Source organism: Agrobacterium tumefaciens (genome assembly GCA_025560025.1).
Classification (GTDB): domain Bacteria; phylum Pseudomonadota; class Alphaproteobacteria; order Rhizobiales; family Rhizobiaceae; genus Agrobacterium.
The window spans coordinates 518,814-544,770 of the sequence record CP048485.1; the positions used below are offsets into that span (position 1 = coordinate 518,814).

Below are 25,957 nucleotides of genomic sequence, written 5' to 3' on the forward strand. Positions count from 1 at the left end.
CGCTCGCGCAGCTTTCGGCCCTTCTGAAGTCAGGCGCTCTTCTTGAAATAGCCGAGCAGCCGCATGGCATTGGCGGTAACGAGAACCGTCGCGCCGGTATCGGCAAAGACCGCGAGCCACAGGCCGGAAAGGCCGGTAACGGTCGTCACCAGAAACACCGCCTTCAGGCCAAGTGCGATCGTCACATTCTGGCGGATATTCGCCATCGTGGCACGCGAAAGACCGATAAGGCGGGCCGCATCGCCGACATTGTTGCGCATCAGCGCCGCATCCGCCGCTTCCATCGCCACATCCGTGCCCGAGCCGATGGCGACACCGACGCTGGCGGCGGCAAGTGCCGGCGCATCGTTGATGCCGTCACCCACCATCACCACGGTCTTTTGGGCGGCCAGCTTGCGGATTTCCTCGACCTTGTTCTGCGGCAGGAGTTCGCCGCGCGCTTCAAGGCCCAGCTTGTTGCCGATGGCACGCGCCGTGCGGGCATTGTCACCCGACAGCATCAGCGAGGAAATGCCCATGTCCTTCAGCGCCTTGACACCTTCAGCCGCATCCTTGCGCGGTTCGTCGCGCATGGCGAAGAGGCCGCTTGCGGTTCCGCCGGCCATCACGACAGCCACGGTCTTGCCTTCGCTTTCGAGTGCGGAAATGCGATCGGCAAGGTCCTTCGAGAGGGTACCAACTTCGGTTGCAAAGCGCGGCGCCCCGATGAACAGGTCCTTTCCGCCGACAGTGCCCTGCATGCCGCGACCGGAAATCGCCTTGATGTTGGAGCCGGGCAGCGGCTTCACGCCGGCCTTTTCGGCGTGGTTGACGATGGCCCGCGCCAGCGGATGGCTCGATTCATGCTCGATGGTTGCCGCTTCGGCGATCAACCCGACCTCGTTGCCATCAAGCGCCACCACATCGGTCACCACAGGTTCGCCAAGTGTCAGCGTGCCCGTCTTGTCGAAGGCGACGGTTTCGGTGCGCGCCAGCATCTCAATGACCGCGCCGCCCTTCACCAGCATGCCGTGGCGTGCCGCAGCCGAAAGGCTGGAGGCGATGGCAGCGGGAACGGAAATAACGAGCGCGCAGGGGCAGCCGATCAGAAGCAAGGCGAGACCGCGATAAATCCAGGTGTCCCAGTCACCAAGGCCGGCAAGCGGCGGCACGATGATGGTGAGCACGGAGATCGCCACGATCAGCGGCATGTAATAACGCGAGAAGTTCTGGATAAAGCGCTCGGTGGGCGCGCGCGCATCCTGCGCTTCCTCGACAAGCGTGATGATGCGGGCGATCGTGTTGTCTTCCGGTGCGCGGTCGACGCGGATGCGCAGCGAACCGTCATGGTTGATCGAGCCGGCAAAGACGCGCGCGCCTTTTTCCTTGGCGACCGGAATGCTCTCGCCGGTCATCGGCGATTCGTCGACGCTCGATTCACCTTCCATCACCACGCCATCGGCGGCGATACGGTCGCCCGGACGTGCCACGACCACCTGGCCGATGCGCACCTGATCGGCGGCGACCTGACGCAGCGCGCCGTTTTCCTCCACCAATGCTGTTTTCGGCAGCAGCGAGCCAAGGGCCTTGATGCCCGAACGGGCGCGAGCGGCCGCAAAGCCCTCCAGCAATTCACCGATGGAGAACAGGAGCACGACGATGGCTGCCTCTTCCGCCTCGCCGATGAAGATCGCGCCGATGGCGGCAATCGTCATCAGCATCTCGATGGTGAAGATCGCGCCGAAACGCGCCGCGTTGAAGGCATTGCGTGCAATGGGGAACAGCGTCACCAGCGTCGCGACGATGAAGGCGTAACCGCCCCAGGCCGGAAAACTCAGCTCCGCCGCATAGGCGACCGCGACCAGAATGGTGCCGGTGAAAGTGTTGCGGGCCTTTGCGGTACGCCACCATGCGCCTTTTTCATCCGCGCCGTGGGCATGGCCGACGTCAGCGCTCGGGGCTGCTGCCGTCACCGTCTGCGCCTTGTCATTGGAATGACCGGCGTGATCATGGTCGTGGCCGCCGCAATTTGCGTGGTCGTGATCCGAGTGATCATGGCCGGCGTGATCGTGGCCTGAATGGTCATGCCCCGAATGGTCATGCTTGTGATCGTGGTCGTGATCATGGCCGCTGCACGAACCGTGATCGTGGTCGTGATTACCCTCCACCTTTTCGCGGGCAGCCTTTTCCTGCGGCAGCAAAGCGGGCTTGAAGCCGAGCTTGCGAAGCGTGTCCTCGATTTTTTCGACCGGGGTTTTGCTTTCTGCAAGCGACAGGTTCAGCCTTTCGCGTGCGACGGACACCTTGACGTCGGCAACACCGGGCAGGCGCGAGAGCGCGGTTTCGATCTTCGCCGCGCAGCTGCCGCAATCCATGCCGCCCACAGAAAAGATCAGGGCGTTGCTGCCGTCAGCCTTCGCCTCCGTGTCGGTATGGTGGTGGCCACCGCACGATGAATGGTCGTGATGCTCGGCCTCGATTTTTGCCTGCGGGGCCTTTTCCTGCGGCAGCAAAGCGGGTTTGAAGCCGAGCTTGCGCAACGTATCTTCGATCTTTGCGACCGGGGTTTTGTTCTCGGCGAGCGACAGGTTCAGCCTTTCGCGTGCAACGGAAACCTTGACATCGGCCACGCCGGGCAGGCGCGAGAGCGCGGTTTCGATCTTCGCAGCACAGCTGCCGCAATCCATGCCGCCGACCGTGAAGGTCAATTCCTCGGAGTTGCTGTTCAAATTGTCGCGTGTCGAAATATTCATGATTTCCGCTCCTGAATTCCAATCGACAGCCAATCTGGCACCTCTAGCAACTAGAGGTTCAAGAGCAAAAATGCGGTTTCTCGATTTTTTTGAAAGGCTCACACCAGCTTCGCGCCAGCCGCGTGGTGCATCTTGCCGCCACAGTTGGTTCCATGAAGCGGTTCAGATGACAGCACTCCTATTGAAAAACGGCCGCCGGGCGGCCTCTCTGGCGGGCCTTGCGGCTCTGCCCCTGTTGAGCGGCTGCCTTTTCGTAACGGATACGAGCCGGATGAACCCTGACGTCTTCGTGCAGGAAACCGCGCCCGTCTTCAATTTCAATTCCGTAAGCTCCAATCGCCAGCCGGAGCTGCCGCCGCAGCCGGGTCAGCTTTCCACGCGCCCGCCGGACCTGTTCAGAACCCGCTTCCACCAGGAATATGGCCCGCCGGTGCGCGGCCAGGGTCTCAGCGCACCGCAGGTGCAGGGCATGAATGCGCCGCGTGCCGCGGGCCAGAGCGCGCCGCTCGTGCCCGACCGGATGGCGACCTATGGCCTGCCGGTCTCCAACCCGCTGCACCGGGTGATGTATGGGCCGATCCGCGATGATGACCGGTCGCTGCCCGCCATTCCCTATAGCCGCATCGATCCGCGCTATTTGAGACAGGAAGTAAGTTACCAGACGGCGGAAGCGCCGGGCACCATCATCGTCGATACCAAGCAGCATTTCCTCTATCTGGTGCAATCGGGCGGCAAGGCCATCCGTTACGGTGTCGGCCTTGGACGTGACGGCTACGCCTGGTCGGGTCGCGGAAAGATCCAGTGGAAGGCGAAGTGGCCGCGCTGGACACCGCCCGACGAAATGGTGAAGCGCCAGCCGGAACTCACCTCCATTTCCGCCGCCAATGGCGGCATGACGCCGGGTCTCAACAATCCGCTCGGCGCCCGTGCGCTTTATATTTTCAAGGACGGCAAGGACACGCTTTACCGCGTACACGGCACGCCCGACTGGCAGTCCGTCGGCAAGGCGACCTCGTCCGGCTGCGTGCGCATGCTCAATCAGGACGTGATCGACCTCTATGAGCGCGTGCCGCAGGGGGCGCAGATTGTGGTTATCTGACCACGTTCTGAAAGAAAGCGCTGTGCCGCGCCGTCGCTCAAACGCCTTGTGACTGGCTTTTAGCGGTCGGTTAACTATTTTCGCAATACGCCTGAGACGTGGAACAAACGACGTACAACGGCGATATAGCCGTTCGAAATGTGGGACAAACCGGCCTTATGACAAGCACCGACACAGATCTTTCCAGACGCACCTTCCTTTCCCTTCTCGGCATTTCCTCCGCTTCGCTTCTGGCAGGCTGCGCCTCGTCGGGCACCGGAGACGCCATTCGCCAGCAGGCAAGCGCCATCGGCAGCGATTTCCGCCAGATGTTCTCGCCGGGCGTCAGCGATGCGGAACTGGCCGTCATGTACGGCTCCGTCGAGGATGGCGGTTACGTCATTCCCGCCGTGCCCTATCAGAAAATCGACCGGCGTTATTATCGCCAGCGGGTTGTCGACCCGACCGGCGAGCGCCCCGGCACCGTCGTCGTGGATACGCGTTCGCGTTTCCTTTATGTCGTGGAGCAGGGCGGCAGCGCCATGCGTTACGGCGTCGGCATCGGCCGCGATGGTTTCGCATGGTCGGGTGAAGGCGTCATCCAGTGGCGTCAGAAATGGCCGAAATGGACCCCGCCGGATGAAATGGTCGCCCGCCAGCCGGAACTGGTCAAATATTCTTCCAAGAATGGCGGCATGCCGCCGGGCCTCAAGAACCCGCTCGGTGCCCGCGCACTCTATATCTTCCAGAACGGCAAGGACACGCTTTACCGCCTGCACGGCTCGCCGGAATGGAACTCCATCGGCAAGGCCGTCTCCTCGGGCTGCGTGCGCCTGATGAACCAGGACGTCATCGACCTCTACGACCGCGTGCCGCAGAAGGCGCGTGTGGTGGTTTGGCAGTAAGCCGAGACTCAATCGCATAAAAAGGCGGCCTTGTGCCGCCTCTATTTTGGGGGGGCTAAGGGCGCGCCAGATTGTCCTTCAGTGCATTCACCCGGTCCCTGAGCTGCGCCAGTTCCTCCAGTCCGCAGCCGGTGGCGCCGCCGATTGCGGCCATGATCTTCACACCCTCTTTTTTGAGCTCGGCGCCCTTCGGTGTCATGGCCACCAGCACCTGCCGCTCGTCCACGGTGCCACGCTTGCGGGTGATAAGGCCCGCCTGTTCTAACCTTTTCAGCAGCGGTGAAAGGGTGCCGGAATCAAGGCCCAGCATTTCGCCGAGCGCCTTGACGGTGGAGGTCTGTTTTTCCCACAGCGCCATCATGACCAGATATTGCGGATAGGTCAGTCCGATCGGATCGAGCAGCGGCTTATAGGCCCGCGTGAAGGCGTGCGCCGCACCATAAAGGGCGAAGCATATCTGCTGGTCCAGCCTCAACAGGCTTTCCATCTTCGTGTCGTTGCCCTCTGCACCCATTGTTCTGCTCCAAAATAAACCGGGGAGGGAACAATCAGCCCCCGCTTTCGGTTCCTGCCGCATGGATGCGCGGCGAAATTTCGTGAAAACTATCGCAAAAAACGAATTTCCATTCAATGTGCAAAATTATATTGCGCACAATTTAATTGTTCGCTATAAGAGATTCAACATCAACCCGAAGGGAGTAAATGCCATGCCTATTCTCTATACGACCAAAGCATCCGCCACCGGTGGCCGCGCCGGCAACGCCAAGTCTGAAGACGGCGTTCTCGACGTCACCCTGACCGTTCCGAAGGAACTGGGCGGCGATGGCGCCACCGGCACCAATCCGGAGCAGCTTTTCGCTGCCGGTTATTCGGCCTGCTTCCTCGGCGCGCTGAAGTTTGTCGCCGGCAAGGAAAAGGTAAAGATTCCTGAAGACACGACTGTGACGGCGACCGTCGGTATCGGTCCGCGCGAAGACGGCGGCGGTTTCGGCATCGAAGTATCGTTGAAGGCGAATATTCCGGGCGTTGATCGCGAGGTTGCCGAAAAGCTGGTTGCCGCTGCCCATATCGTCTGCCCCTATAGCCACGCCATGCGTACCTCCACGGAAGTGCCGGTCTCGGTGGCCTGATTTTGCGAGATTGAAAAGCGAGGCCGGGTTCATCCCGGCCTTCTTGTTTTCAGAAAGAAAAATGCTATATTCTTTCCAAGGAAAGGATATGCGCCATGAATATTCACGCCAAGACCGCCAGTGATCCTGCATCGCAGGGCAGGGTCGTTACCAAGGCCGTCATCGCCGCTGCCGAGCGGCTGGGCCTGAACGCTGCCCGCACGGCGGATATTCTCGGTGTTTCCGCGCCCACGGTGTCGCGCATGAAACGGCTCGATTTCCTGCTGGAACCGGGCGCAAAGTCCTTCGAGCTTGCGGTGTTGCTGATCCGGGTGTTTCGTTCGCTGGACGCCATCGCCGGCGGCGATGAGGCGGTCGCGAAAAACTGGCTGCGCAATCACAATACGGCGCTTGATGCCGTGCCTGCCGACAGACTCACCACCATTACCGGATTGATCGATGTCCTCTCCTATCTGGACGCCCGACGCGCTCCTGTCTGAAAAACGCGCCGCATCGGGAAAATACTGGCGGCTGGTGGAGGCGCAACATCAGGTTTCCACCATGAAGCTGGTGGATACGGTGGAGGAGCAGTCGCTGCTGGAAGATATTCTGGAGGCGAGCAAGCGGCCGTTTCCGCCGGAATGCGCCGGTTTCGACTATCTTCTCGCCACGCCCTTCCGTTATGGCGCCGCCTATCCGCATGGCTCGCGTTTCCGCCGGGCAGGGTTCACCGAAGGCGTTTATTACGCCGCCGCCAGGGTGGAAACGGCGCTGGCGGAAATGGCCTTCTACCGGCTGCTGTTTTACGCGGAATCCCCCGGCACGCCGTTACCCGCCAATCCCGCCGACTATTCCGCCTTTGCCGCCCGTGTCGCGACTGATGCGGCGCTTGATCTGACGAAGCCGAAACTGAGCCGGGACGAGGCGCACTGGAGCGACCTGCAGAATTACGAGCCATGCCAGGCGCTCGCCGAGCAGGCACGGCTGGCAAAGATCGAGGCCATTCTTTATCGCTCGGTGCGCGATCCCGCAGGCGGCCTCAACATTGCCATCCTGTCGCCAAAAGCCTTTGCCGCAAAAGCGCCGGTGGAACGGATGAGCTGGCGCATTCACCTGTCCAAAACCGGGGTGCAGGCGCTTTGCGAATTTCCGATGCGCAGAACCGGTTTTTCGGTTTCGGATTTTGCCGGTGATTCGCGTCTGGCGGGTCTGTTGGGTTGATTCTCGTCTGTTAGGCAGGACATCGCCGGCTGTTTCTTCTCCCCGAGGGGGAGAAGGTGGCCCGAAGGGTCGGATGAGGGGGCAACGGCAGCGATGGACCGCACCCCTGCCCCCTCATCCCGCTGCCGCGGACTTCTCCCCCTGGGGGAGAAGAAACAAGCGGCATCCCTACAGTCTAATCGGGCCTAGCCGTAAGTTCGGACAGCCCTTACTGCTTCGCCACACGCGCACGCAACTCCTCCACATGCGCGGCGATTTCCGGGGTCACCGCATCGCCGAAATCTTCCATTTCAAACATCGGGCGAATTTCGATCTCGCTTTTTTCCAGCATCGGGTTGGGGCAGCGTTTTACCCATTCCACCGCCTCATCCATGTCCTTCACCTGCCAGAGCCAGAAGCCGGCAACCAGTTCGTTGGTATGCGGGAAGGGGCCGTCGATCACGCTGCGGCTGTCGCCGTCAAAAACGATCCGCTTGCCCTTCGAGGAGGGGTGCAGGCCGTCACCGGAAAGCATGATGCCGGCATTGACCAGTTCCTCGTTGAATTTCCCCATCGCCTCCATCAGCTCGGTCGTCGGCATGACGCCATCTTCGCTGCTTTTGGTGGCCTTCACAAAAACGATGACACGCATTGTCTTTCCTCCTTGGTTGCGTCTTCCCGATAGTTTCGCCGTTCGGCGCGACGGCCCGATGACATTCTCACGGACAAAAGTGGCGATATGCCGCTTCCCTGTCAGCCGAGATCGATGAGATCGCGGCGCAGCCGGTCAGGGTCGCCGCTGCCGATGCGGGCTTCTATTTCGGCATGGGTCTGTTCCCAGATGGGGAAGGCGGCGGCGAGCACGGCCATGCCATCGGCCGTCAGCCGCAGGCGCTTGCCGCGCTTGTCCCTGGGGTCCTGCTCGATGCTGACCAGCCCGCGCCGCTCCAGCGGCTTCAGCGCCGCGGTCAGCGTCGTGCGGTCCATGGCCAGAAGATTGGCGACCGGCCCCATGGGCGGCGGTTCCGGCCGGTTGAGCGACATCAGCAGCGAAAACTGGCCATTGTTGATGCCAACAGGCTTCAGCGCATTGTCGAACAGCCGCGCAAGCGCCCGCGCCGCACGCTGCGCATGCAGGCAGAGACACGCGTCCCGCACGAAAAGAGTTGCTGAAAAAGGAATCACGCTGGCGTTTGACATGGGATAAATATGTTGATATCAACCTAATTAGTCAAGCGGAACTTGATGCCCCGCTGATGGTTTTATTGACTTTCAATGCAGAAATAGGCGGCGCGCTGCGTGGGAGCGGAGTGGTGCCGTGGTGAAAGACGGATCCAAGGAGGAAAGATCATGTCTCATCCCGTTGTTTCGAATGAAGAGTGGATTGCGGCGCGCCGCGACCTGCTGGTGAAGGAAAAGGAACTGACCCGTGCGCGTGACAGGCTGAACGAAGCGCGGCGTGCATTGCCCTGGGAAGAGGTGACGAAGGACTATATTTTCGATGCGCCTTCCGGCCCGAAATCGCTGAAGGAACTCTTTGGCACCTGCAGTCAGCTCATCGTTTATCACTTCATGCTGGCCCCTGACTGGGAAGAGGGCTGCACGGGCTGTTCCTTTTTCGCCGACCATGTCGATGGTGCGCTGGTTCACCTCAAACATGGCGATGCGGCCTTCGTTGCGGTCTCCCGCGCGCCGCTCGACAAGATCGAGGGCTACAGACGCCGCATGGGCTGGAAGTTTCCATGGGTTTCGGCTGATGGCAGCGACTTCAACTACGACTATCAGGCCTCCTTCCGCGATGAGGATATAGAGAGCGGGGCTATCACCTATAATTACCGTGAAATCGAGCCGATGGGCGACCTGAAGGACCTGCACGGTATCAGCGTTTTCGCCAAGGGCGAGGACGGCAAGATCTACCACACCTATTCCACCTATGCCCGTGGTGCGGAACAGACGCTCGGCACGCTGATGCTGCTCGATCTGGTGCCAAAAGGCCGTAATGAAGACGAGGTAATGGATTGGGTGCGGCGGCACGACCAGTATGAGGACGAGCCGAAGGCCGCATCCTGCTGCCACTGAAAACAGACAGACGAGGAGGAGACGACAATGGAAATGGAAAGCGTCACGCCGCAGAAGGAACACGAATTCCTGTCGAGGCTCGTGGGCGACTGGGTCATGACTGCCGGCCATGATGGATACAATCCCGATGATCCGAACCAGCGTTTCACAGAGACCGTCCGCTCCATCGGCGGGTTGTGGATCATCGGCGAAGGCACGGGCAGGATGCCCGATGGCGACCAGATGACGGCCGTGATCACGGTGGGCTTCGACCCGGCCAAGGGCAATTTCGTCGGCACCTGGGTGGGGTCGATGATGACCCATCTCTGGGTCTACAGGGGCTGGCTGGAAAATGACGGCAAAACCCTGACGCTGGAAGCGGAAGGCCCGGCCTTTGACGGTTCCGGCCGCATCGATACCTATCACGATGTGCTGGTGCTGCATGACGACAACCACCGCAGCTTTTCCGGCAGCGTCAAGCAGCCGGATGGCAGCTTCAAGACCTTCATGACATCGGAGTTCCGGCGCAAGGCGTAAAGCCGCGCCGGAATTCATCTGTACCAGAAGCGCCGCCGCATCCCGCAGCGGATAATCGCTGAAACCTCGCACCAAGATCTCCGGAGGAGACGACATGTCCGATACACACGGAAAATTCATATGGGTCGAGCTGATGACGCCTGACATGGAGGCGGCAGCCCGCTTTTATGGCCATGCCATCGGCTGGCAGACCAAGGATTTCGGTTCGCCGGAAATGCCCTATCTCGTGCTGGAAGCCGACGGCAAAGGCATGGGCGGCATCATGGAACTGACCGAGGAACACAAGGGCCAGGGCATTCCGCCGAACTGGACCGGTTATGTCTCCGTCGACGACGTCGATGCCTCGGCAAAACAATTCGAGGCAAAGGGCGGCTCCGTCATGCGCCAGCCGCAGGACATTCCCGAAATCGGCCGCTTTGCGGTGGTGGCCGATCCCTATGGCGCGGTTCTGTGCATCATGACCCCGCTGCCGATGGACAGCGGCGGTTTCCCCGAGGACATGCAGAGCAAGCAGGGGCATGTCGGCTGGTACGAACTGATGACGGGCGATGTGGATGGAGCGACCGCCTTTTACGGCGAAGTTTTCGGCTGGACCAAGGACCATGATTTCGACATGGGCGAAATGGGGCCGTACCGCATCTTTGCCCATAACGGCAAAGCCATCGGCGGCATGATGAAACGCATGCCGCAGGTACCCGTCTGTTATTGGGGTTATTACTTCAATGTCGACGGTATCGATGACGCCATCACCCGCATCAGTACCGGCGGCGGCAAGGTCGTCAACGGCCCGATGGAAGTGCCCGGTGAGAGCTGGATCGTCAATTGCCAGGACCCGCAAGGCGCTTTCTTCTCGCTGGTTTCGCAGAAGAAATAACAATTCACACCCCTCCCGCCATCGAGCTGGCGGGAGGGGTGATTTGCCAGAGGCGGTTATGCCGAGGCGAAAAACGCTTCCGGGTCCTCGACCTCTACCAGTTTGCGTTTCTCTATCAGCCAGAAACGGGTTCCGACCGCCCGCACGAAACTTCTGTCATGTGAAATGAGGATGCAGCTGGCCTCACGGCCGGTAATCTCCGCCTCCAGCGCTTCCTGCCCTTCAATGTCCAGATGGTTGGTGGGCTCGTCGAGCAGGTAGAAATTCGGCTCCGCCAGCCGCAGCGCCAGCATGGCCAGCCGCGCCTTCTGCCCACCGGAAAGCGTTGCGATGCGGCGCTTCTGCATTTCCATGTCGATCCCCGCACTTGCAAGCAGGCCGTGCACACGCTGGTCGCCAATGTCGAAACGGCGCATCAGGAGCGCGAAGGCTGTGCTGTCGTCATCGATTTCGGCAAGCGACTGATCGACATAGCCTGCTACCAGCGAAGGCGTGGCCTTTATGCCGTCCTGCATCTGGCCAGCGTCCGTTATCGCCTGCTTCAGAAGCGAGATCAGCCGCGTCTTGCCGACGCCGTTGCGGCCGAGAATGACGACGCGGTCGCCCTGGCGGATAAATTGCCGTCCGGTGCGGAACAGCAATGTCCCGTCTGGTATCGAGACCGGGATATCTTCCAGTGTAATCAGGACCTTGGCATGGGTGCCGCGATTGGCGAGCTGGATTTTGCCGGCTGATCGTTCCTGATGTGCAGGCCGGGCTTTTTCCTCCAGCTTTTCGGCGCGCTGGCGCAACTGCTTGGTCTTGATGGTCAAAAGATCGCTGCCGGAATTGATGCCGATATTGTTAAGCTTCGCGGCCTGCCGGCGCAATTGCTGCGCGGTCTTCATGTCCCGCTGGAAACGCCGTTCGTCGGCGGCATCCTCCTCGGCGAGTGCCGCACGCGCGTGGCTATAGGGCAGGCGGAAGAGCGCCGAATTTTCCGGCCGCAGAAACAGCGTGGTTCTCGTGACATTGTCGAGGAAGGCGCGGTCATGGCTGACAATGACGACCGCCGTATCGCGCGGCAGCTGCCCCATCCAGTTTTCCAGCACGTTGATTTTTTCAAGATCGAGATGGTTGGTCGGCTCGTCGAGCAGGAGAACATCCGGCTCGGTGATCCAGGCCCGCGCCAGCATGGCAAGCCTCTGCCAGCCACCGCTCAGCTCTTTCAAAAGGCGCTGACGATAGGGCTCCGGCACCATCATGGCGTCGAAGATAATATCGGCGCGCCAGCTCTCATTGTCGATCGCATCCGCCGGCAGGGCGGAAAGCACGGCGTCCCGCATCGTCTGTTCCAGAAGCGCCGAAGGCAGGTGCTGATGGACGATGGACTGCGTCAGCCCGCGCAGCCGGGTAATATCGCCGCTGGTGGCGTCCAGTTCACCGGCAAGGCAATTGAGCAGGGTGGACTTGCCGCAGCCATTCGCCGCCACGATGCCGATGCGGTCTCCCGCATTCACGGTGAGGCTGAGATTGGAGAAAAGCGGTTTTCCCAGAATGATTCCGAGATTGCGAAGCGTGATAAGGGTCATGAAGTCGTCTCTGGCAAACGGACCAGCAACGAGCCGTGGTCCGCCGCCATGGGCAGGACTGCGTTCAGCTCGAGTTGGTCAGTTATGAAAAATGCGCAACCGCAGACATGCTGCTTTCTGCGCGGCCTTTTGGGCAAACCAGAGTGTTGGTGTTCCGGTCAGCCCTGCAAACGCATCTGCAGGGCAAAAAGGTGGCAGAGCTGGCGGTTGCGCCAGAAGCAGGAAATATCCATGCGAAGCCTCCTTTCTTGAAACGGGTTGAACTGATCGATGCTTAACAGCGGCGGCGTTGGGAGGCAATGGGTTTTGTAACAGGGGGAGGTTAGGGAATGCGGTATAGGCGCGCAGCGACGATTGATCGCCAGACGCCTCCACTTCCGTCATTCCGGCCTTGAGCCGGAATCCAGCCAGCCCAAGTCATTGGGCTGAAAAGACTCTCTCCGCCACGCAGACGCGTGTCGGCTGGATACCGGCTCAAGGCCGGTATGACGGAAGGAGCTTACGGAAACGCTGTAAGCATGGCGGCTGCCGCATCAGGTGCGACCTTTGCGGTAGACCGGCTGAAACGTATCGCTTTACCGCTTCAAGCTCCCCAAAATCCCCCGCACGATCGCCCGACCGACAGAGGTTGCAACCGAGCGGGCCGCGCTTTTCATCGCCGCTTCGATCACCGTCTCGCGCTGGTAGCCGCTCGTCTTACGCGCGCCGCCATTGCGGGCGCCGGTGGTGGAGGCCTGCGTGGGTTCGTCATCGCCGAAGCCCGGCAGGCGCCAGCGTCCCGAGGCGTTGTCGGACTGGTTTGCGGCGTTTTCCTCTTCCGCACGCTTGGCGGCTTCGGCTTCCGCCGCCTTCTGAGCGCGGGCATTGAGGATTTCGAAGGCCGATTCCCGATCTAGATCCTTGTCGTATTGACCGGCGACGGGGCTGACGTCCATCAGCGATTTGCGCTCGGCATCGGTGAGCGGTCCGACGCGGCCCGACGGCGGGCGCACGAGGGTGCGTTCCACGATGGAAGGCGCGCCCTTGTCATGCAGGGTGGAAATCAGCGCTTCGCCGGTGCCAAGCGTCGTGATGGTGTCGGCGGTGTTAAAGGCCGGGTTCTGGCGGAAAGTATCGGCCGCCGTTCTCACCGCCTTCTGTTCACGCGGCGTATAGGCGCGAAGCGCGTGCTGCACGCGGTTGCCCAGCTGGGCGAGGACGGTTTCCGGCACGTCAAGCGGGTTCTGCGTGACGAAATAAACGCCGACGCCCTTGGAGCGGATCAACCGCACCACCTGTTCCACGCGTTCCACAAGCACCCTTGGAGCATCGTTGAACAGCAGATGCGCCTCGTCGAAAAAGAACACCAGGCGTGGCTTTTCCGGGTCGCCCACTTCCGGCAGTTCCTCGAAGAGTTCCGAGAGCATCCACAGAAGGAAGGTGGCGTAAAGGCGCGGGTTCATCATCAGCTTGTCTGCGGCGAGAACCGAAACCGTACCGCGCCCATCGATGCCGACGCGCATGATGTCGGCGATCTTCAGCGCCGGTTCGCCGAAGAAATTCGCAGCACCCTGCTGTTCGAGGACGAGCAGCCCGCGTTGCAGCGAGCCGACCGAGGCCTTGGAAATCAGGCCGAACTGGTTGGAAAGTTCGGTTGCGTTTTCGCCCATGTAGTTCAGCAGCGATTGCAGGTCCTTGAGATCGAGCAGCGGCAGCCCGCCCTGATCGGCGATCTTGAAGGCGATGTTGAGCACGCCTTCCTGCGCTTCCGATGCGTCCATCAGCCGGGCGAGCAGCAGCGGCCCCATTTCGGCGATGGTGGCGCGCACGCGATGGCCTTTTTCACCGTAGAGATCCCAGAAGATCACCGGCGACTTGCCATAGGAAAAATCCGTAAAGCCGATCTGTTCAGCGCGTTTCTGCACCCAGTCCTTGGCCTCGCCCTCAGCGGCGATGCCGGAAAGGTCGCCCTTGATATCGGCGCAGAAAACGGGAACGCCGGCCTTGGAGAAACCTTCGGCGAGAACCTGCAGCGAAACGGTCTTGCCCGTTCCCGTCGCACCCGTGATGAGGCCGTGGCGGTTGCCGAATTTCAGCTCCAGATATTCGCCCTTGTTCAGGCTGTCATCCGGATTGCGGCTGGTCCCGATATAGAGCTGTCCGTCCTGCAACATCGACCATTTTCTCCTGCGGCTGACGCGAATTAAAGCGTTACAAGCATGCTTTGACCGCTACCGGTAAAAGCGGCCTTTTCATAGTTTGGTTGTGATGATCTTATAAGGACAGTTTCAAGGCGCAACAACTGCTTGATGGCGATGAAGAAAAACCGCTTCCTGAAAGTTGGGGCATCCGCCCGTCTCCCGCTTGAATGCGGCATGGGATTGTTTTACGTTGACGTTAACGTCAGTTATTCGATGTTGGCGTCGTTTTTCAACAGGAGGCAAGAATGAACGAAGTCGTGGACCAGATCGCCGCAAAGGCGGGCATAGACCCTGCACTGGCCGAAAAGGCCGTCGGCATGATCCTGGGTTTTCTGCAGCGTGAGGCGGCAGACGGTCCGATCGCCCGCATGATCGAAGCCATTCCCGGCGCAAGCGATCTCGTGGCGCAATATAATGGCGAAGGCGCCGGTAATGGCGGCGGCCTGCTCGGCGGCCTGATGAGCGCGATTGGCGGCGGCGGCATCATGGGTCTCGGCCAGCAGCTGATGAGCCAGGGCCTCGGCATGAGCGAGATTTCCACGCTCGCCAAGGAAACCATCGCCGTTGCCCGTCAGCATGCCGGCGATGAGGTTGTCGATCAGGTGATCGCTTCGGTTCCGGGCCTCAGCCAGTTCGCTTGATGCGACGTTATTCCAATGCGGGGCGCGGCGGCTGTTCACTGAACAGGCGCCGCGCCTCTTCTATTTCCGCATGGTGCGTTTCCGCCCAGATCCACACGCCGCAAAAAGCGCTGCCAAGCGTTCTGCCGAGTGGCGTGAGATCATAATCCACATGCGGCGGAATGACGGGGTGCACGGTGCGGCGCACCAGCCCGTCACATTCCATCTGCCTCAGCGTTTTCGTCAGCATCTTCTGGCTGATGGTGCCGACCAGCCTGCCGATCTGCGTGAAGCGCAGGGTGCCGTGCTCTTCCAGCACCTCCAGGATCAGCATTGTCCATTTGTCCGCCACTTTGGCGATGATGTCCTGAACCAGCGCCTCGATGACCGGATCGGTCTCCGTGGGCGGTGGAATCCTGCGCCTGTTTTCGATCGCGGGATCGGCGGCGTGCCGCTTCATTTTTACACTCTCCTTTGGGTAAGTATAATTCTTTTGGGTGCCTACTTACGAATGGAGAGTAGAGTAGCTAATTTCCTGTCATCCCACAAGAACGACAACAGGTAAGGATTTTCCGATGAAAACGACAGGCAACACCATTCTCATCACCGGTGGCGGCTCCGGCATCGGGCGGGCGCTGGCGGAAGCGTTTCACCAGCGCGGCAACAAGGTCGTCATTTCCGGCCGCCGCCAGACCGTGCTGGATGAGGTGACGGCGGCCAATCCCGGCATGGCCTCGGTGGTCATGGACGCGACCGATGCCGATGGCATCCGCGCTTTTGCGGATGATCTCGTGAAGGCGCATCCCACCCTCAATGCCGTCATCAACAATGCCGGCATCATGCGACCGGAGGATATCGGCGCGGCCCCGGATTATCTGGAGACGGCAGAGGAAACCATCGCCACCAACCTTCTTGCGCCCATCCGGCTGACGGCGGCGCTCCTGCCGCATTTCCTCAAACAGCCTGAGGCCACGGTGCTCACGGTATCCTCCGGCCTCGCCTTCGTACCCATGGTGCTGACCCCCACATACAGCGCCACCAAATCGGCCATCCATGCCTATTCGGTTGCGCTGCGTGAGCAGCTGAAAGAGACCCCGGTGGATGTCATCGAAATCGTGCCGCCCTATGTGCAGACGACGCTGATGGGCGAGGGGCAGGCAAAGGACGAAAGAGCCATGCCGCTCGAGGCCTTCATTTCCGAAGTGATGGATATTCTGACCAACCGCCCGGAGGACAGGGAAGTGGTGGTGGAGCGTTGCAAGCCGCTGCGTTTTGCCGCCCAGAACGGCAATTTCGATCAGGTCTTCGCCATGATCAACCATCTGCATCCGTAAGTGTTCCTGTCAGGGGCACATGGCCTGTGATGCATGGCCTGTGATAATGTGGCGCTCTTTAAAGGGAGCGCCACGCTTTTATGGGCAACAGCCAATTCCTCATGCCGAAAACCGCCATGCCCGGCATCGCCGCCGTCGTGGCGGATAGCGACCGCGCTTTCCCGCGCCACATGCACGATCAGTTCGGCATTGGCCTTGTGGAGCGCGGCGCGCAGAAGTCGCTCTCCGGGCGCGGCATGGTGGAGGCGAAAGCGGGCCATGTCATCACCGTCAACCCGGGTGAGGTCCATGACGGTATTCCGCTGGGAGAGGGCGGCCGCGCCTGGCGGATGCTCTATCTCGACATCGATATCGTGCGGAATACGATTGCCGATGTCTGCGAAAAGGATCGCGGCAGTTTCGAATTTTCCCATCCCGTTGACATCAGGCCTCTGGCAGATCGGTTCCGGGCGCTTTTTTCAGCCGTGACGGCAACGGATCGGCCGGGCGAGACCCTGCATTGCGATGAGACGTTGCTGATGCTTCTGGCAGGTGCGATGGAAACGGTGGCAGCGCCACACGAGACGGCCGCGCCGGGCAGCATAAGACGGGCGAAAAGCAGCATCGATGACGATCCCGCCCGGCCGTTTCGCCTAACCGATCTGGCACGGGAGGCCGGCATGAGCCAGTTCCGTTTCCTGCGATCCTTCGCCAGGGCCACGGGGCTGACGCCGCATAGCTACCTTCTCCAGCGGCGCCTGCATCTGGCCCGGCGTGCACTTGCCAAGGGCGCGCCGCCCGCCGATGTGGCCTTTTCCGCGGGTTTTTCCGACCAGAGCCATTTGAACCGGCTTTTCGTGCGGCAGTTCGGGGTCACGCCGGCGGCCTATAGGGCGGCGTCAGGTCGTTAACAGATCGCTGAAACCTCTCTTCCGTCATGCCGGACTTGATCCGGCATCCAGCCACGGCGCGCCTGCGCCGTGAGACGAGTCTGCCGTGAGACGAGTCTATTGCGATCAAGGACTTGATCGCGCTGGATCCCGGATCAAGTCCGGGATGACGGAATGTGGATGCAACAGCTGCAATTTCATCCAAGACGTCGGCACTCATCCCCCGCCATGCTCAAGCCCTTCACCCCACAGGACTTGCAGCTTTCATGACCCTTGAATTCCTCATCACATCCCTCGTCGTCGCGGCCTCTCCCGGAACCGGTGTGGTTTACACGCTCGCCGCCGGTCTTTCCCAGGGGGCGAAAGCGAGCATTGTCGCGGCCTTCGGCTGCACGCTCGGCATCGTGCCGCATCTGCTGGCGGCCATTACCGGCCTTGCCGCGATCCTGCACGCCAGCGCGCTGGCCTTTGGCGTGGTCAAATATCTGGGTGTCGCCTATCTCATCTACATGGCATGGAACACGCTTCGCGAAGATGGCGCGCTGAAAATTGACGATGGTCAGGAACATCGCGGAGTGGCACGGGTCATCGGCGAGGCGATCCTGATCAATCTCCTGAACCCGAAACTGTCGATCTTCTTTTTCGCCTTCCTGCCGCAATTCATCGCGCCGGAGGAGGCCTCTCCGACATGGCGCATGGTCGATCTGGGGCTGATCTTCATGGCCATGACATTTCTGGTATTTGCGCTTTACGGCTGTTTTGCCGCCTCGGTCAGGCGGCAGGTGGTGGCGCGCCCGGCCGTGCTGACCTGGCTGAGACGCAGTTTCGCCGCCGCTTTCGTGGCGCTCGGGGCGAAACTGGCTTTGACGCAGCGGTGAGACCGAGCCGGGCTCACGCTACCGGTTGTCTCAATCGTCCCAATCAGGCGCGAGGTGGCCGGGGCTGACGATGCGGCCGTTCGGTTTGGCAAGCGCGTGGATCGCCTGCATTTCCTCTTCCGTGAGCGCAAAATCGAAAATGTCGAAATTCTCCTTCAGGCGGCTTTCCGTCGCGGTCTTGGAAAGCGCAACGACATCCGGCTGCTGCACGGCCCAGCGCAGGGTCACCTGTGCCGCCGTCTTGCCGTGCCTTGCGCCAATATCCTGCAGCACCGGATCGTTCGGCACCCTGCCATCGGCCATCAGATAATAGGCGGTGACAGAAAGCCCGTTTTTGCGTGCTGCCGAGATCACCTTCGTCTGGTTGAGATAGGGATGGTATTCGATCTGGTTTGTGGCAAGCGGCGTGTCGGACAGTTTAACCGCCTCTTCGGTCAGCGCCACGTTGAAGTTGGAAATGCCGATATTGCGGACCTTTCCGGCTTTGCGCACCTCGTTCAGCGCGCCGATCCGTTCCGCCAGCGGCACATCGCTTTTCGGCCAGTGCAGGAGCAGGAGATCGACATAATCCGTCTTCAGCTTCTGCAGGCTTTCATCGACGGAGGCTAGAAAATCATCGTGCCGGTAACGGTCCACCCAGACCTTGGTGGTCAGGAAAATATCGTGTCGTGAAATGCCTGATTGCGCGATGACCTCGCCGACCGCACCTTCGTTCTTGTAGATCTGCGCGGTGTCGACATGGCGGAAACCGAGTTTCAGCGCCTCCGGCAGAATGCGCCGCACATCGTCTTCCGGAATGCGGAAGGTGCCGAAACCGAGGGCGGGAATATTCGCGCCATTGGCGTTGACGTGATACATGGGTGTCTCTCCTGTTTCCTGAAAACATGACCGGCTGAGGATGCCGGACGGGGAAGCCGTCTTTTATTAACTGGTGTCCGCCTGATCGGTTTCAACCGGGCGGGGGCGATGTCACATCAGCACATAATCCACAGGGCGCGGATTGGCCGGAAGGTCGGTCTCGCCCATCGCCTCGCGCAGATTGATCTCGATGGTGGTGGCAAGCGAATTGATCGGCACGGCGTTGAAGCCGGTGCCGAAGGGTTCTTCCAGCTCGTCGGACAGGGCATCGAGGCCGAAAAATGTGTAGGCGATCAGCGTGCTGGTGAACGGCGTGGCCCAGCCGAGCAGATCGGTGAAGCCGAACGGCAGCAGAAGACAGAACAGATGCGCGGTGCGGTGCAGCAGCAGCGAATAACCGAAGGGAACCGGCGTGTGGCGGATGCGCTCGCAGGAGGCAAGTGCCGCGCCCATCTGCTGCACGGTGGCATCCAGCATCTGCAACTGGATATCGCTGATCTGTCCCTTTGCGTTTGCGGTGACAAGATCGTTTGAAATCCCGCGCAGGAGCATTTCCGGCCTGTTTCGGCTGCGGGCATAATGCTCCGTCAGATCATCCGGAATGAGACCGGCAATATTGGATTTCTCCCCGCCCGGGCGCAGATGCGAAACCAGCTCGTGGCAGAAGACGATGGCGAGATCGATGATCCGGCGGCGCGAGACGGGATCGGCCACATCCTGCCGGCTTTCCAGCATGGCGCTCTGCCGCGCCAGCGTGCGCGCCACGGTTATCAGCATGCCCCATTGTTTGCGGGCTTCCCACCAGCGGTCGTAACAGGCATTGGCGCGAAAGCCGAGGAAGACCGAAAGGGCGATACCCAGCAGCGAAAACGGCGCGCCATTCAGCGCCTGCACCAGATCGGGCCGGTCCTTGTGCGCCCAGACGACCAGCGTCGACAACAGGAAAACGGCAAGCACCTGCGGAAAGATGCGGACGATGATGGAGCCGCGCACGATGATGAAAAGTTGCAGCAGGTTCGGTTTTGGACGAACGATCATGGCGGAGACTCGAAAATGCCTGTGAGCTGGGTGGTGAGGGAGGCGAAAACCACGGAGCATATCTACATAATGGCAGACCGTTATTGTCCACCCTTTTTTACATGATTGCACCTGGCGGCAGGCGGCGTTACCTGTCGGATAGGCAAGATCGGGCAGGCAAGATCGGAAACGGCAGATCGGAATGGGGAGGAAGATTGCGTGTCGCGCTCACAACGGCTTCTTGATCTGTTGCAGATCCTGCGGTCCCACCGCATGCCGGTCAGCGGTGCTGCCCTTGCCGCGCAAACCGGCGTCAGCCTGCGCACGCTCTACCGCGACATAGCAACGCTTCAGGGACAGGGTGCGGATATCGAGGGCGAGGCGGGCGTGGGTTATGTTCTGCGTCCCGGTTTCCTGTTGCCGCCGCTGATGTTCTCGCAGCAGGAGATCGAGGCACTGGTGCTCGGATCGCGCTGGGTGGCGGGACGCGCCGATGCGGGGTTGGCGGATGCCGCCCGCGCTGCGCTCGTGAAGATCGGTGCCGTTCTGCCCGATACCCTGCGCGAGGAACTGGACAATTCCACGCTGCTTGTCGGTCCCGGGCAGGCATTGGCCGCCATCCGCGTCGATCTCGCCGCCATTCGCGATACGATCCGCAAGGAAAGCAAGGTTGTATTGACCTATCGCGATGAAAAGGGAGAGGCGACGGAGCGGGTCGTCTGGCCCTTCGCGCTCGCTTTTTTCGATCTTGTCCGGGTCATGCTGGCCTGGTGCGAGACGCGGCAGGATTTCCGCAGTTTCCGGGCCGACCGCATCGAGAGTTTCCACGTGACGGACAAGCGTTACCCCCGCCGCCGCCAGGCCCTGCTGAAGGAATGGCGCGAGCGGGAAAAACAACGGCGTCGGCAATACCATGCTGACAAAAACTGACAGCAGGCGGGTCTAGAACCTGTTCATCCGCAACCAAGGAGAACAGCCATGACGACCCAGCCTGACTTTACCATTCTCTACGTCGACAGCCCGCCGGCCAGCACGGAATTTTACAGGGCGCTGCTGGGCGCGGAGCCCGTCGAAGCCTCGCCGACATTCTCCCTGTTCGTCCTCCAGAACGGCATGAAGCTTGGCCTCTGGTCGCGCCACACGGTGGAGCCGAAGGCGTCGGTCACCGGCGGTGGCGGCGAACTTGCCTTCCGCGTCGAAAGTGATGCGCAGGTGGATGGAACCTTTGCCGAATGGAGGGCGAAGGGCATCGCCATCTTGCAGCAGCCCGCCAGAATGGAATTCGGCCACACATTCACCGCCGCCGATCCCGATGGCCATCGTCTCCGGGTCTATGCTTTCTCTGGCTAAAGATAATGCTTTGAGGCCTTTTGGCTAAAAGGTTTGCCCACGCTCTCCTCATCCCTGTGCCTGTCATAGGGATCCAGCCAGCCCAAGTCCTTGGGCTGAAAGGATTATGATGCGCCAGCATGGGAAAACGCTGCGTCGCGCCCCCTGCGCTACTTCTTCACCGCCACCATGAAAAGCCGGGGAAAGCGCAGAAGCAACCGGCCATCCGCCATCGGTGGATAGGCAGCCTTGATGCGCTGCGTATAGTCGGCGAGGAAGGCCTCGCGGTTTTCCTCGCCGGCGGCGGCGAGATAGGGTCGCAGCCCCGTGCCCTTGACCCATTCCACGATGCTTTCCGCATCCTTCATGGGGTGGTTGTAGATGGTGTGCCATACATCCACCCGCGCGGATTTGGGCGCCAGCGCATCGAAATAGGCGGCGGGCGAAGGCAGCGGCTTGCGGCGCAACTTGCCATCCGCAAACGTCTCCTTCCAGGGGCCGTTCGCGCCCGTTTCCTCCATGGCGCGATGTGTCGGCTCCTGCAGATTGTCCGGCATCTGCACGGCCAGAACGCCGCCGCTTTCCAGCTCGTCCATCAGCCGCGAAAAGACGGCAAGATGATCCGGCACCCATTGGAAAACCGCATTGGCATAAAGCAGGTCGGCCTTCTGGGCCGGCTTCCACTGGGCGAGATCGGCCTTGCCGAAGCGCGTGGTCGGCAGCCGGTCCGCCGCTTTCTCCAGCATGTCGTCATCGCTGTCGATGCCGGTAATGACGTTGACGCCGTAGCGATCGGTCAGAAGCTCGGTGGAATTGCCGGGACCACAGCCGAGATCAAAGCCGTTCAGGACCCGCTCCAGCGGCACCTGCGCCAGAAGATCCCTTGCGGGACGTGTCCGCTCGTCTTCAAATTTCAGATATTGCTGGGCGGACCATGCCATGATTTTCTCCTGCTGAAACGTCGCATCCGGACGGCGAACGAGGATGCGCAAAGGGCGCCGCAGGCGCCGTGAGATCACCAACATCGCACGGGTAAAATCGCCCCGCCATCATCCGATGCATGAATTATTGTGATGAATCTATTCATCAACCTTTTGTTTCACCTCACAAAACATCTTTGACAGGGCATCTCGTTGTTATTTTCCATCAAAATCAAAGGTCGTGGCAATTAAAACTTGACCTCTCTCGGCCAGAGGCATTCACTCCCGCCGATTTCCAGAGCATTCCCGGAAAAAGCGCGAAGCGCTCTGCATTCGGAAATGCACCAAGACAGAGAGACAGAGCCTTGTCGCTTTTCGAAAGAAAAGCGGCGATGCCCGAGACAGGAGCCATTATGAGCGTCGATACCGCACCCCGATCAACCACCTGGACCTATGTTGACGGTCAATGGCTGCCCGGCAATCCGCCGCTCATCGGCCCGACCTCGCATGCCATGTGGCTGGCCTCCACGGTGTTCGACGGCGCGCGCTGGTTTGATGGCGTGGCTCCCGATCTCGATCTGCATTGCCAGCGCGTCAACCGCTCGGCCACCAATATGGGCATGAAGCCGACCATGACGGCGGAAGAGATCGAGGCCCTGGCGCTGGAAGGCGTTAAGAAATTCGATGGCAAGATCGCGATCTACATCAAGCCGATGTATTGGGCCGAGCACGGTTCGGTCGGCAGCGTCGTTGCGCCTGACGCCAATTCTACCCGTTTTGCGCTCTGCCTTTTCGAAGCGCCGATGGATGCCGGCAAGCCGCTGACGCTTACCGTTTCGCCGCTGCGCCGTCCTTCGCCGGAAACCGCGATGACGGATGCCAAGGCCGGCAGCCTTTATCCCAATAGCGGCCGCGCCATTCTGGAAGCCCGCTCGCGCGGTTTCGACAATGCGCTGATGCGCGACATGAACGGCAACGTCGCCGAATCCGCCTCGTCCAACATCTTCATGGTCAAGGATGGCGTTGTCCTTACCCCCGTTCCGAACCGCACCTTCCTTGCCGGCATTACCCGCTCGCGCGTCATCGGCCTTCTGCGCCAGGCAGGTTTCGATGTGCGTGAGGCGACGCTTTCGGTCGAGGATTTCCGCGAGGCGGATGAAATCTTCTGCTCGGGCAATTATTCCAAGGTTTCGCCCGTCGTGAAGCTGGATGACCGGGAGTTGCAGGCAGGTCCGGTCGCGCGCAAGGCGCTCGATCTTTATATGGACTGGGCACGTCTCGGCGCCGACGTCTGAGGTCAAAGACCGCTATTTCAAAAGCCGCGGCGGGTTCTTAACCGCCGCGGTTTTTATTTTGGGCTGGCGGTATTATCCCTTGAAAATTCAGGGGTAAATTTAATCTAATTTTATAGAAGCACCCTGTAGCTTGCGGCATTACCGTTTTGGGCTATGGGGGCCGCCAATGTCTTTCAGCATACGCAATATACTTGTGAGTTTTTTTCTGCTCGTCGGCGTGGCGCTCGCGGGTTTCGTGGGCAACGGCATGTGGCAGTCGGTGAACCGCGCCCGCACTTTTTCCGAAGTCGCGCAGCTCGTCTCGCTCGACAAGCTTCTTTTCAACGCATTGCTGAATTTCCGCAGCGAACGGGGCAACAGCGCCTCGGCCCTGACCGTCGATCCGGCGAAAACCGCCAATACCATCGCCAGCGTTCAGGCTTCGCGCCAGAAGGTGGACGCGGCCATGAGCGCCTTTCTCGAACAGTCCGCAGCGCTTGATCAGGCCGGGCTGCAGGCGCCGCTCAGCCGCGTGAAGGATATCTACAAGCAGTTTCTGGAGCTGCGCAAAAAAGTCGACGCCAACGTCACCCTGCCGCTCGACCGCCGCGAAAGCGGTCTGGACAAGACCGTGCTGGCGCTCGGGGCGGATTTCCTGGCTGCGCTTGAGGCGGGATCGACGGCGATGGAGGGCGAAGTCCGCTCGCTGGACCAGAGCCTGACCGGGCTCATTCAGTTGCGGTCCTACGGCTGGTCGGCACGCGCGCTCGGTGGCAGCGCCACCGTCATCATCAATGCGGTCGTGGCCCAGCAGCGTCCGCTGACGGCGCAGGAAACCCAGCAGCTCAACAATTTCGATGCCGGCGCAGCCTTTGCCTGGAAAGCCACCGGCGAACTCGTCGCGCATCAATCGACGCCGCAATCGCTGCGAGACACCTATGCGGTTGCCGACAGGACCTATTTCAAGGGCGATTTCATCACGCAGCGTGCAAAGCTGATTGACGATCTGAACAATGGCCGCACCCCGGCCTTCACCATCGACACATGGCGCGACACGGTAACGGCAAGCCTCGATACGGTCGCGAGAATCGCCTCCGAAGCGATGGATGTTCTCAACGCCAACGCTGAAAAGGCAAAACAGGACGCCTTTATCGGCTCCATGGTTTACCTCGCCGCCTTCATCTTCACGCTGGGCATCTGCATTCTCTGCCTCGGCGTCATCGTCGGCCGCGTCACCCGCCCGATCAGCCGCCTGACCAATGCGATGATGGAACTTGCCAACGGCAACCTGTCCATCGACGTGCCCGGCGCCAAACGCGGTGACGAAATTGGCGAGATGGCCCGCGCGGTGGAGATTTTCCGCGAGGCGGCCATTCGCAACCGCGAGCTGGAGACGCAGGCCGACACCAATCGCGAGAAGGCCGAGCGCGACCGTGTCGAATTGCAGCAGCGCGCCGAAGCCGAAGCCGAGGAGCGGTTGAGCCAGGCCACCGGTTCGCTGGCCGGCGGCCTTCGCCGTCTCGCCTCCGGCGACATGGTCTGTGAGATCGCCACGCCTTTCGCCCCGCAATTCGAGGCGCTGCGGCATGATTTCAACAGTTCCGTCGTTCAGCTGCGCGAGGCGCTGGCAAGCGTCGGCAACTCCGTCCACACGGTGAATGGCGGTGCGCACGAGGTTTCCTCTGCGTCTGACGATCTTTCCCGCCGCACCGAGCAGCAGGCCGCCTCTCTTGAAGAAACAGCCGCCGCTCTCGAAGAAATCACCGCCAATGTCTCGGCCACCTCGAAGCGGACCGGCGACGCGCGCGACACGGTAAGGGAAGCAAGGGCGAAGGCCGATCTCTCCGGCAAGGTGGTGCGTGATGCCGTCTCGGCCATGGAGCGTATCGAGCATTCCTCGCGCCAGATCGGCCAGATCATCGGCGTCATCGATGAGATTGCCTTCCAGACCAACCTTCTGGCGCTGAATGCCGGCGTCGAGGCGGCGCGGGCAGGTGATGCCGGCAAGGGCTTCGCGGTCGTGGCGCAGGAAGTGCGCGAACTGGCGCAGCGCTCCGCCAACGCGGCAAAGGAGATCAAGCAGCTCATCAACGCCTCCGCCATCGCCGTCAGCGAGGGCGTGAAGCTGGTCGCCGATACCGGCGTCGGCCTCTCCGAAATCGAGCAGCTGGTGCTGTCCGTTAATGCCCATATGGACGCCATCGCCACGGCGGCGCAGGAACAGTCCGCCGGTCTCGCCGAGGTGAATACCGCCGTCAACCATATGGATCAGGCCACGCAGCAGAATGCCGCCATGGTCGAGGAAATGAACGCGGCCGGCGCAGGGCTGGCGCAGGAATGCGCCAATCTCCAGGCGCTGCTGGCGCAGTTCCAGCTCGGCCAGCAGGCCTCCGCCCTGCATGAGACGGCAAGGCGGATGCAGCGCGCCGCAAGCCCGGCTCGCGCGCCTGCCGCTCCGGCCCCGAGGGCCCGCCCGGTTGCCGCACGTGGCAATGCGGCCCTGGCCGTGAAGGGCGATGAGTGGACGGAGTTCTGAAGGCGATCCAGCGTTGGATATGGCAAGGAACCAGTATCCGCACTCCGTCACCCCGGACTTGATCCGGGGTCCAGTGCG

At 61.0% G+C, this 25,957-nt stretch carries 28 protein-coding genes; 17 read left to right on the forward strand and 11 right to left on the reverse strand.

Going from position 1 to position 25,957, the window contains the following annotated elements; all coding sequences use genetic code 11:
- Positions 1 to 29: 29 nt before the first annotated feature.
- A complete protein-coding gene (cadA, locus tag FY152_02500; protein UXS31009.1) occupies positions 30 to 2,732 on the reverse strand; it encodes a cadmium-translocating P-type ATPase in 2,703 nt (900 codons plus the stop codon).
- A gap of 166 nt (positions 2,733 to 2,898) precedes the next feature.
- Here cadA and FY152_02505 point away from each other — a divergent pair, with 166 nt between their 5' ends.
- Positions 2,899 to 3,831: a L,D-transpeptidase gene (locus FY152_02505; protein UXS31010.1), complete on the forward strand. Its 933-nt coding sequence runs from the start codon at positions 2,899 to 2,901 to the stop codon at positions 3,829 to 3,831.
- Positions 3,832 to 3,989: 158 nt separating this feature from the next.
- Positions 3,990 to 4,715 (forward strand): L,D-transpeptidase, encoded by a 726-nt coding sequence (locus tag FY152_02510; protein UXS31011.1) that lies wholly within the window; start codon positions 3,990 to 3,992, stop codon positions 4,713 to 4,715.
- A 55-nt stretch (positions 4,716 to 4,770) separates the two neighbouring features.
- Here FY152_02510 and FY152_02515 read toward each other — a convergent pair whose 3' ends face one another.
- On the reverse strand, positions 4,771 to 5,229 hold the full coding sequence (locus tag FY152_02515) for a MarR family transcriptional regulator (protein ID UXS31012.1): 459 nt from the start codon (positions 5,227 to 5,229) through the stop codon (positions 4,771 to 4,773).
- A gap of 193 nt (positions 5,230 to 5,422) precedes the next feature.
- Between FY152_02515 and FY152_02520 the strand changes: the two genes are divergently transcribed.
- The 3 genes from FY152_02520 (at position 5,423) to FY152_02530 (ending at position 7,045) form a co-directional block, all read left to right on the forward strand.
- Positions 5,423 to 5,845, forward strand: coding sequence for an organic hydroperoxide resistance protein (locus FY152_02520; protein UXS31013.1), 423 nt, complete (start codon positions 5,423 to 5,425; stop codon positions 5,843 to 5,845).
- A 95-nt stretch (positions 5,846 to 5,940) separates the two neighbouring features.
- The gene (locus FY152_02525; GenBank protein ID UXS31014.1) at positions 5,941 to 6,324 is read left to right on the forward strand and encodes a DUF2384 domain-containing protein; all 384 of its coding nucleotides are present in this window, start codon (positions 5,941 to 5,943) and stop codon (positions 6,322 to 6,324) included.
- Positions 6,284 to 7,045 (forward strand): RES family NAD+ phosphorylase, encoded by a 762-nt coding sequence (locus FY152_02530; GenBank protein ID UXS31015.1) that lies wholly within the window; start codon positions 6,284 to 6,286, stop codon positions 7,043 to 7,045. Before FY152_02525 ends, FY152_02530 begins: the two co-directional genes overlap by 41 nt.
- Before the next feature lie 208 nt (positions 7,046 to 7,253).
- On the opposite strand, the gene FY152_02535 is transcribed toward FY152_02530, so the two are convergent.
- Both FY152_02535 and FY152_02540 read right to left on the reverse strand, forming a co-directional pair.
- Complete coding sequence (locus tag FY152_02535; GenBank protein ID UXS31016.1) at positions 7,254 to 7,676, reverse strand: YciI family protein; 423 nt, start codon at positions 7,674 to 7,676, stop codon at positions 7,254 to 7,256.
- 101 nt (positions 7,677 to 7,777) lie between these two features.
- Positions 7,778 to 8,224 carry a MarR family transcriptional regulator gene (locus tag FY152_02540; protein UXS31017.1) on the reverse strand — a complete coding sequence of 149 codons (447 nt, stop codon included), beginning with the start codon at positions 8,222 to 8,224 and terminating at the stop codon, positions 7,778 to 7,780.
- Here FY152_02540 and FY152_02545 point away from each other — a divergent pair.
- From FY152_02545 to FY152_02560, 4 genes are all read left to right on the forward strand, one after another.
- Entirely contained in the window at positions 8,191 to 8,349 is a 159-nt protein-coding gene (locus FY152_02545; protein UXS30542.1) for a hypothetical protein, read from the forward strand. The two genes, FY152_02540 and FY152_02545, sit on opposite strands and share 34 nt — an antisense overlap.
- Positions 8,350 to 8,374: 25 nt before the next feature.
- Positions 8,375 to 9,103, forward strand: coding sequence for a DUF899 domain-containing protein (locus tag FY152_02550; protein ID UXS31018.1), 729 nt, complete (start codon positions 8,375 to 8,377; stop codon positions 9,101 to 9,103).
- Positions 9,104 to 9,130: 27 nt separating this feature from the next.
- Positions 9,131 to 9,619 (forward strand): DUF1579 domain-containing protein, encoded by a 489-nt coding sequence (locus FY152_02555; protein UXS31019.1) that lies wholly within the window; start codon positions 9,131 to 9,133, stop codon positions 9,617 to 9,619.
- Positions 9,620 to 9,713: 94 nt separating this feature from the next.
- The gene (locus FY152_02560) at positions 9,714 to 10,493 is read left to right on the forward strand and encodes a VOC family protein (protein UXS31020.1); all 780 of its coding nucleotides are present in this window, start codon (positions 9,714 to 9,716) and stop codon (positions 10,491 to 10,493) included.
- Positions 10,494 to 10,549: 56 nt separating this feature from the next.
- On the opposite strand, the gene FY152_02565 is transcribed toward FY152_02560, so the two are convergent.
- From FY152_02565 to FY152_02575, 3 genes are all read right to left on the reverse strand, one after another.
- Positions 10,550 to 12,064, reverse strand: a complete 1,515-nt coding sequence (locus FY152_02565) for an ABC-F family ATP-binding cassette domain-containing protein (protein ID UXS31021.1) — start codon at positions 12,062 to 12,064, stop codon at positions 10,550 to 10,552.
- Between the two features lie 78 nt (positions 12,065 to 12,142).
- Positions 12,143 to 12,448: a hypothetical protein gene (locus tag FY152_02570; GenBank protein UXS31022.1), complete on the reverse strand. Its 306-nt coding sequence runs from the start codon at positions 12,446 to 12,448 to the stop codon at positions 12,143 to 12,145.
- Between the two features lie 191 nt (positions 12,449 to 12,639).
- Positions 12,640 to 14,217 (reverse strand): DUF853 domain-containing protein, encoded by a 1,578-nt coding sequence (locus FY152_02575; GenBank protein ID UXS31023.1) that lies wholly within the window; start codon positions 14,215 to 14,217, stop codon positions 12,640 to 12,642.
- 272 nt (positions 14,218 to 14,489) lie between these two features.
- Between FY152_02575 and FY152_02580 the strand changes: the two genes are divergently transcribed.
- Positions 14,490 to 14,885 (forward strand): hypothetical protein, encoded by a 396-nt coding sequence (locus tag FY152_02580; protein UXS31024.1) that lies wholly within the window; start codon positions 14,490 to 14,492, stop codon positions 14,883 to 14,885.
- A 7-nt stretch (positions 14,886 to 14,892) separates the two neighbouring features.
- Here the strand turns inward: FY152_02580 and FY152_02585 are convergent, their stop codons facing one another.
- Positions 14,893 to 15,324: a helix-turn-helix transcriptional regulator gene (locus FY152_02585; protein ID UXS31025.1), complete on the reverse strand. Its 432-nt coding sequence runs from the start codon at positions 15,322 to 15,324 to the stop codon at positions 14,893 to 14,895.
- A gap of 115 nt (positions 15,325 to 15,439) precedes the next feature.
- On the opposite strand from FY152_02585, the gene FY152_02590 reads away from it, so the two are divergent.
- The 3 genes from FY152_02590 (at position 15,440) to FY152_02600 (ending at position 17,945) form a co-directional block, all read left to right on the forward strand.
- A complete protein-coding gene (locus FY152_02590; GenBank protein UXS31026.1) occupies positions 15,440 to 16,198 on the forward strand; it encodes an SDR family NAD(P)-dependent oxidoreductase in 759 nt (252 codons plus the stop codon).
- Positions 16,199 to 16,278: 80 nt separating this feature from the next.
- Positions 16,279 to 17,088: an AraC family transcriptional regulator gene (locus FY152_02595; GenBank protein UXS31027.1), complete on the forward strand. Its 810-nt coding sequence runs from the start codon at positions 16,279 to 16,281 to the stop codon at positions 17,086 to 17,088.
- 245 nt (positions 17,089 to 17,333) lie between these two features.
- Positions 17,334 to 17,945: a LysE family translocator gene (locus FY152_02600; protein UXS31028.1), complete on the forward strand. Its 612-nt coding sequence runs from the start codon at positions 17,334 to 17,336 to the stop codon at positions 17,943 to 17,945.
- A gap of 30 nt (positions 17,946 to 17,975) precedes the next feature.
- Here FY152_02600 and FY152_02605 read toward each other — a convergent pair whose 3' ends face one another.
- Positions 17,976 to 18,803, reverse strand: coding sequence for an aldo/keto reductase (locus FY152_02605; protein UXS31029.1), 828 nt, complete (start codon positions 18,801 to 18,803; stop codon positions 17,976 to 17,978).
- 111 nt (positions 18,804 to 18,914) lie between these two features.
- Positions 18,915 to 19,841, reverse strand: a complete 927-nt coding sequence (locus tag FY152_02610; protein ID UXS31030.1) for a bestrophin — start codon at positions 19,839 to 19,841, stop codon at positions 18,915 to 18,917.
- A gap of 198 nt (positions 19,842 to 20,039) precedes the next feature.
- On the opposite strand from FY152_02610, the gene FY152_02615 reads away from it, so the two are divergent.
- Positions 20,040 to 20,750 (forward strand): YafY family transcriptional regulator, encoded by a 711-nt coding sequence (locus FY152_02615; GenBank protein UXS31031.1) that lies wholly within the window; start codon positions 20,040 to 20,042, stop codon positions 20,748 to 20,750.
- A 48-nt stretch (positions 20,751 to 20,798) separates the two neighbouring features.
- Positions 20,799 to 21,170: a drug:proton antiporter gene (locus tag FY152_02620; GenBank protein UXS31032.1), complete on the forward strand. Its 372-nt coding sequence runs from the start codon at positions 20,799 to 20,801 to the stop codon at positions 21,168 to 21,170.
- Positions 21,171 to 21,319: 149 nt separating this feature from the next.
- Here the strand turns inward: FY152_02620 and tam are convergent, their stop codons facing one another.
- Complete coding sequence (gene tam / locus FY152_02625; protein ID UXS31033.1) at positions 21,320 to 22,090, reverse strand: trans-aconitate 2-methyltransferase; 771 nt, start codon at positions 22,088 to 22,090, stop codon at positions 21,320 to 21,322.
- A gap of 392 nt (positions 22,091 to 22,482) precedes the next feature.
- Between tam and FY152_02630 the strand changes: the two genes are divergently transcribed.
- Both FY152_02630 and FY152_02635 read left to right on the forward strand, forming a co-directional pair.
- Positions 22,483 to 23,364: a branched-chain amino acid aminotransferase gene (locus tag FY152_02630; protein UXS31034.1), complete on the forward strand. Its 882-nt coding sequence runs from the start codon at positions 22,483 to 22,485 to the stop codon at positions 23,362 to 23,364.
- Positions 23,365 to 23,530: 166 nt separating this feature from the next.
- On the forward strand, positions 23,531 to 25,879 hold the full coding sequence (locus FY152_02635; protein ID UXS31035.1) for a HAMP domain-containing protein: 2,349 nt from the start codon (positions 23,531 to 23,533) through the stop codon (positions 25,877 to 25,879).
- The last annotated feature ends 78 nt before the right edge of the window (positions 25,880 to 25,957 follow it).

Excerpts from the sequence above, each read along its gene's own strand:
- FY152_02600 (UXS31028.1), top strand. The coding sequence starts at position 17,334 with ATGACCCTTGAATTCCTCATCACATCCCTCGTCGTCGCGGCCTCTCCC.
- FY152_02520 (UXS31013.1), top strand. The coding sequence starts at position 5,423 with ATGCCTATTCTCTATACGACCAAAGCATCCGCCACCGGTGGCCGCGCC.
- FY152_02525 (UXS31014.1), top strand. The coding sequence starts at position 5,941 with ATGAATATTCACGCCAAGACCGCCAGTGATCCTGCATCGCAGGGCAGG.
- FY152_02565 (UXS31021.1), bottom strand. The coding sequence starts at position 12,064 with ATGACCCTTATCACGCTTCGCAATCTCGGAATCATTCTGGGAAAACCG.
- FY152_02575 (UXS31023.1), bottom strand. The coding sequence starts at position 14,217 with ATGTTGCAGGACGGACAGCTCTATATCGGGACCAGCCGCAATCCGGAT.
- cadA (UXS31009.1), bottom strand. The coding sequence starts at position 2,732 with ATGAATATTTCGACACGCGACAATTTGAACAGCAACTCCGAGGAATTG.
- FY152_02560 (UXS31020.1), top strand. The coding sequence starts at position 9,714 with ATGTCCGATACACACGGAAAATTCATATGGGTCGAGCTGATGACGCCT.
- FY152_02540 (UXS31017.1), bottom strand. The coding sequence starts at position 8,224 with ATGTCAAACGCCAGCGTGATTCCTTTTTCAGCAACTCTTTTCGTGCGG.
- FY152_02610 (UXS31030.1), bottom strand. The coding sequence starts at position 19,841 with ATGATCGTTCGTCCAAAACCGAACCTGCTGCAACTTTTCATCATCGTG.
- FY152_02620 (UXS31032.1), top strand. The coding sequence starts at position 20,799 with ATGACGACCCAGCCTGACTTTACCATTCTCTACGTCGACAGCCCGCCG.
- FY152_02630 (UXS31034.1), top strand. The coding sequence starts at position 22,483 with ATGAGCGTCGATACCGCACCCCGATCAACCACCTGGACCTATGTTGAC.
- FY152_02530 (UXS31015.1), top strand. The coding sequence starts at position 6,284 with ATGTCCTCTCCTATCTGGACGCCCGACGCGCTCCTGTCTGAAAAACGC.
- FY152_02605 (UXS31029.1), bottom strand. The coding sequence starts at position 18,803 with ATGTATCACGTCAACGCCAATGGCGCGAATATTCCCGCCCTCGGTTTC.
- FY152_02590 (UXS31026.1), top strand. The coding sequence starts at position 15,440 with ATGAAAACGACAGGCAACACCATTCTCATCACCGGTGGCGGCTCCGGC.
- FY152_02580 (UXS31024.1), top strand. The coding sequence starts at position 14,490 with ATGAACGAAGTCGTGGACCAGATCGCCGCAAAGGCGGGCATAGACCCT.
- FY152_02505 (UXS31010.1), top strand. The coding sequence starts at position 2,899 with ATGACAGCACTCCTATTGAAAAACGGCCGCCGGGCGGCCTCTCTGGCG.
- FY152_02585 (UXS31025.1), bottom strand. The coding sequence starts at position 15,324 with ATGAAGCGGCACGCCGCCGATCCCGCGATCGAAAACAGGCGCAGGATT.
- FY152_02595 (UXS31027.1), top strand. The coding sequence starts at position 16,279 with ATGGGCAACAGCCAATTCCTCATGCCGAAAACCGCCATGCCCGGCATC.
- tam (UXS31033.1), bottom strand. The coding sequence starts at position 22,090 with ATGGCATGGTCCGCCCAGCAATATCTGAAATTTGAAGACGAGCGGACA.
- FY152_02510 (UXS31011.1), top strand. The coding sequence starts at position 3,990 with ATGACAAGCACCGACACAGATCTTTCCAGACGCACCTTCCTTTCCCTT.
- FY152_02635 (UXS31035.1), top strand. The coding sequence starts at position 23,531 with ATGTCTTTCAGCATACGCAATATACTTGTGAGTTTTTTTCTGCTCGTC.
- FY152_02550 (UXS31018.1), top strand. The coding sequence starts at position 8,375 with ATGTCTCATCCCGTTGTTTCGAATGAAGAGTGGATTGCGGCGCGCCGC.
- FY152_02555 (UXS31019.1), top strand. The coding sequence starts at position 9,131 with ATGGAAATGGAAAGCGTCACGCCGCAGAAGGAACACGAATTCCTGTCG.
- FY152_02515 (UXS31012.1), bottom strand. The coding sequence starts at position 5,229 with ATGGGTGCAGAGGGCAACGACACGAAGATGGAAAGCCTGTTGAGGCTG.
- FY152_02535 (UXS31016.1), bottom strand. The coding sequence starts at position 7,676 with ATGCGTGTCATCGTTTTTGTGAAGGCCACCAAAAGCAGCGAAGATGGC.
- FY152_02570 (UXS31022.1), bottom strand. The coding sequence starts at position 12,448 with ATGACGGAAGTGGAGGCGTCTGGCGATCAATCGTCGCTGCGCGCCTAT.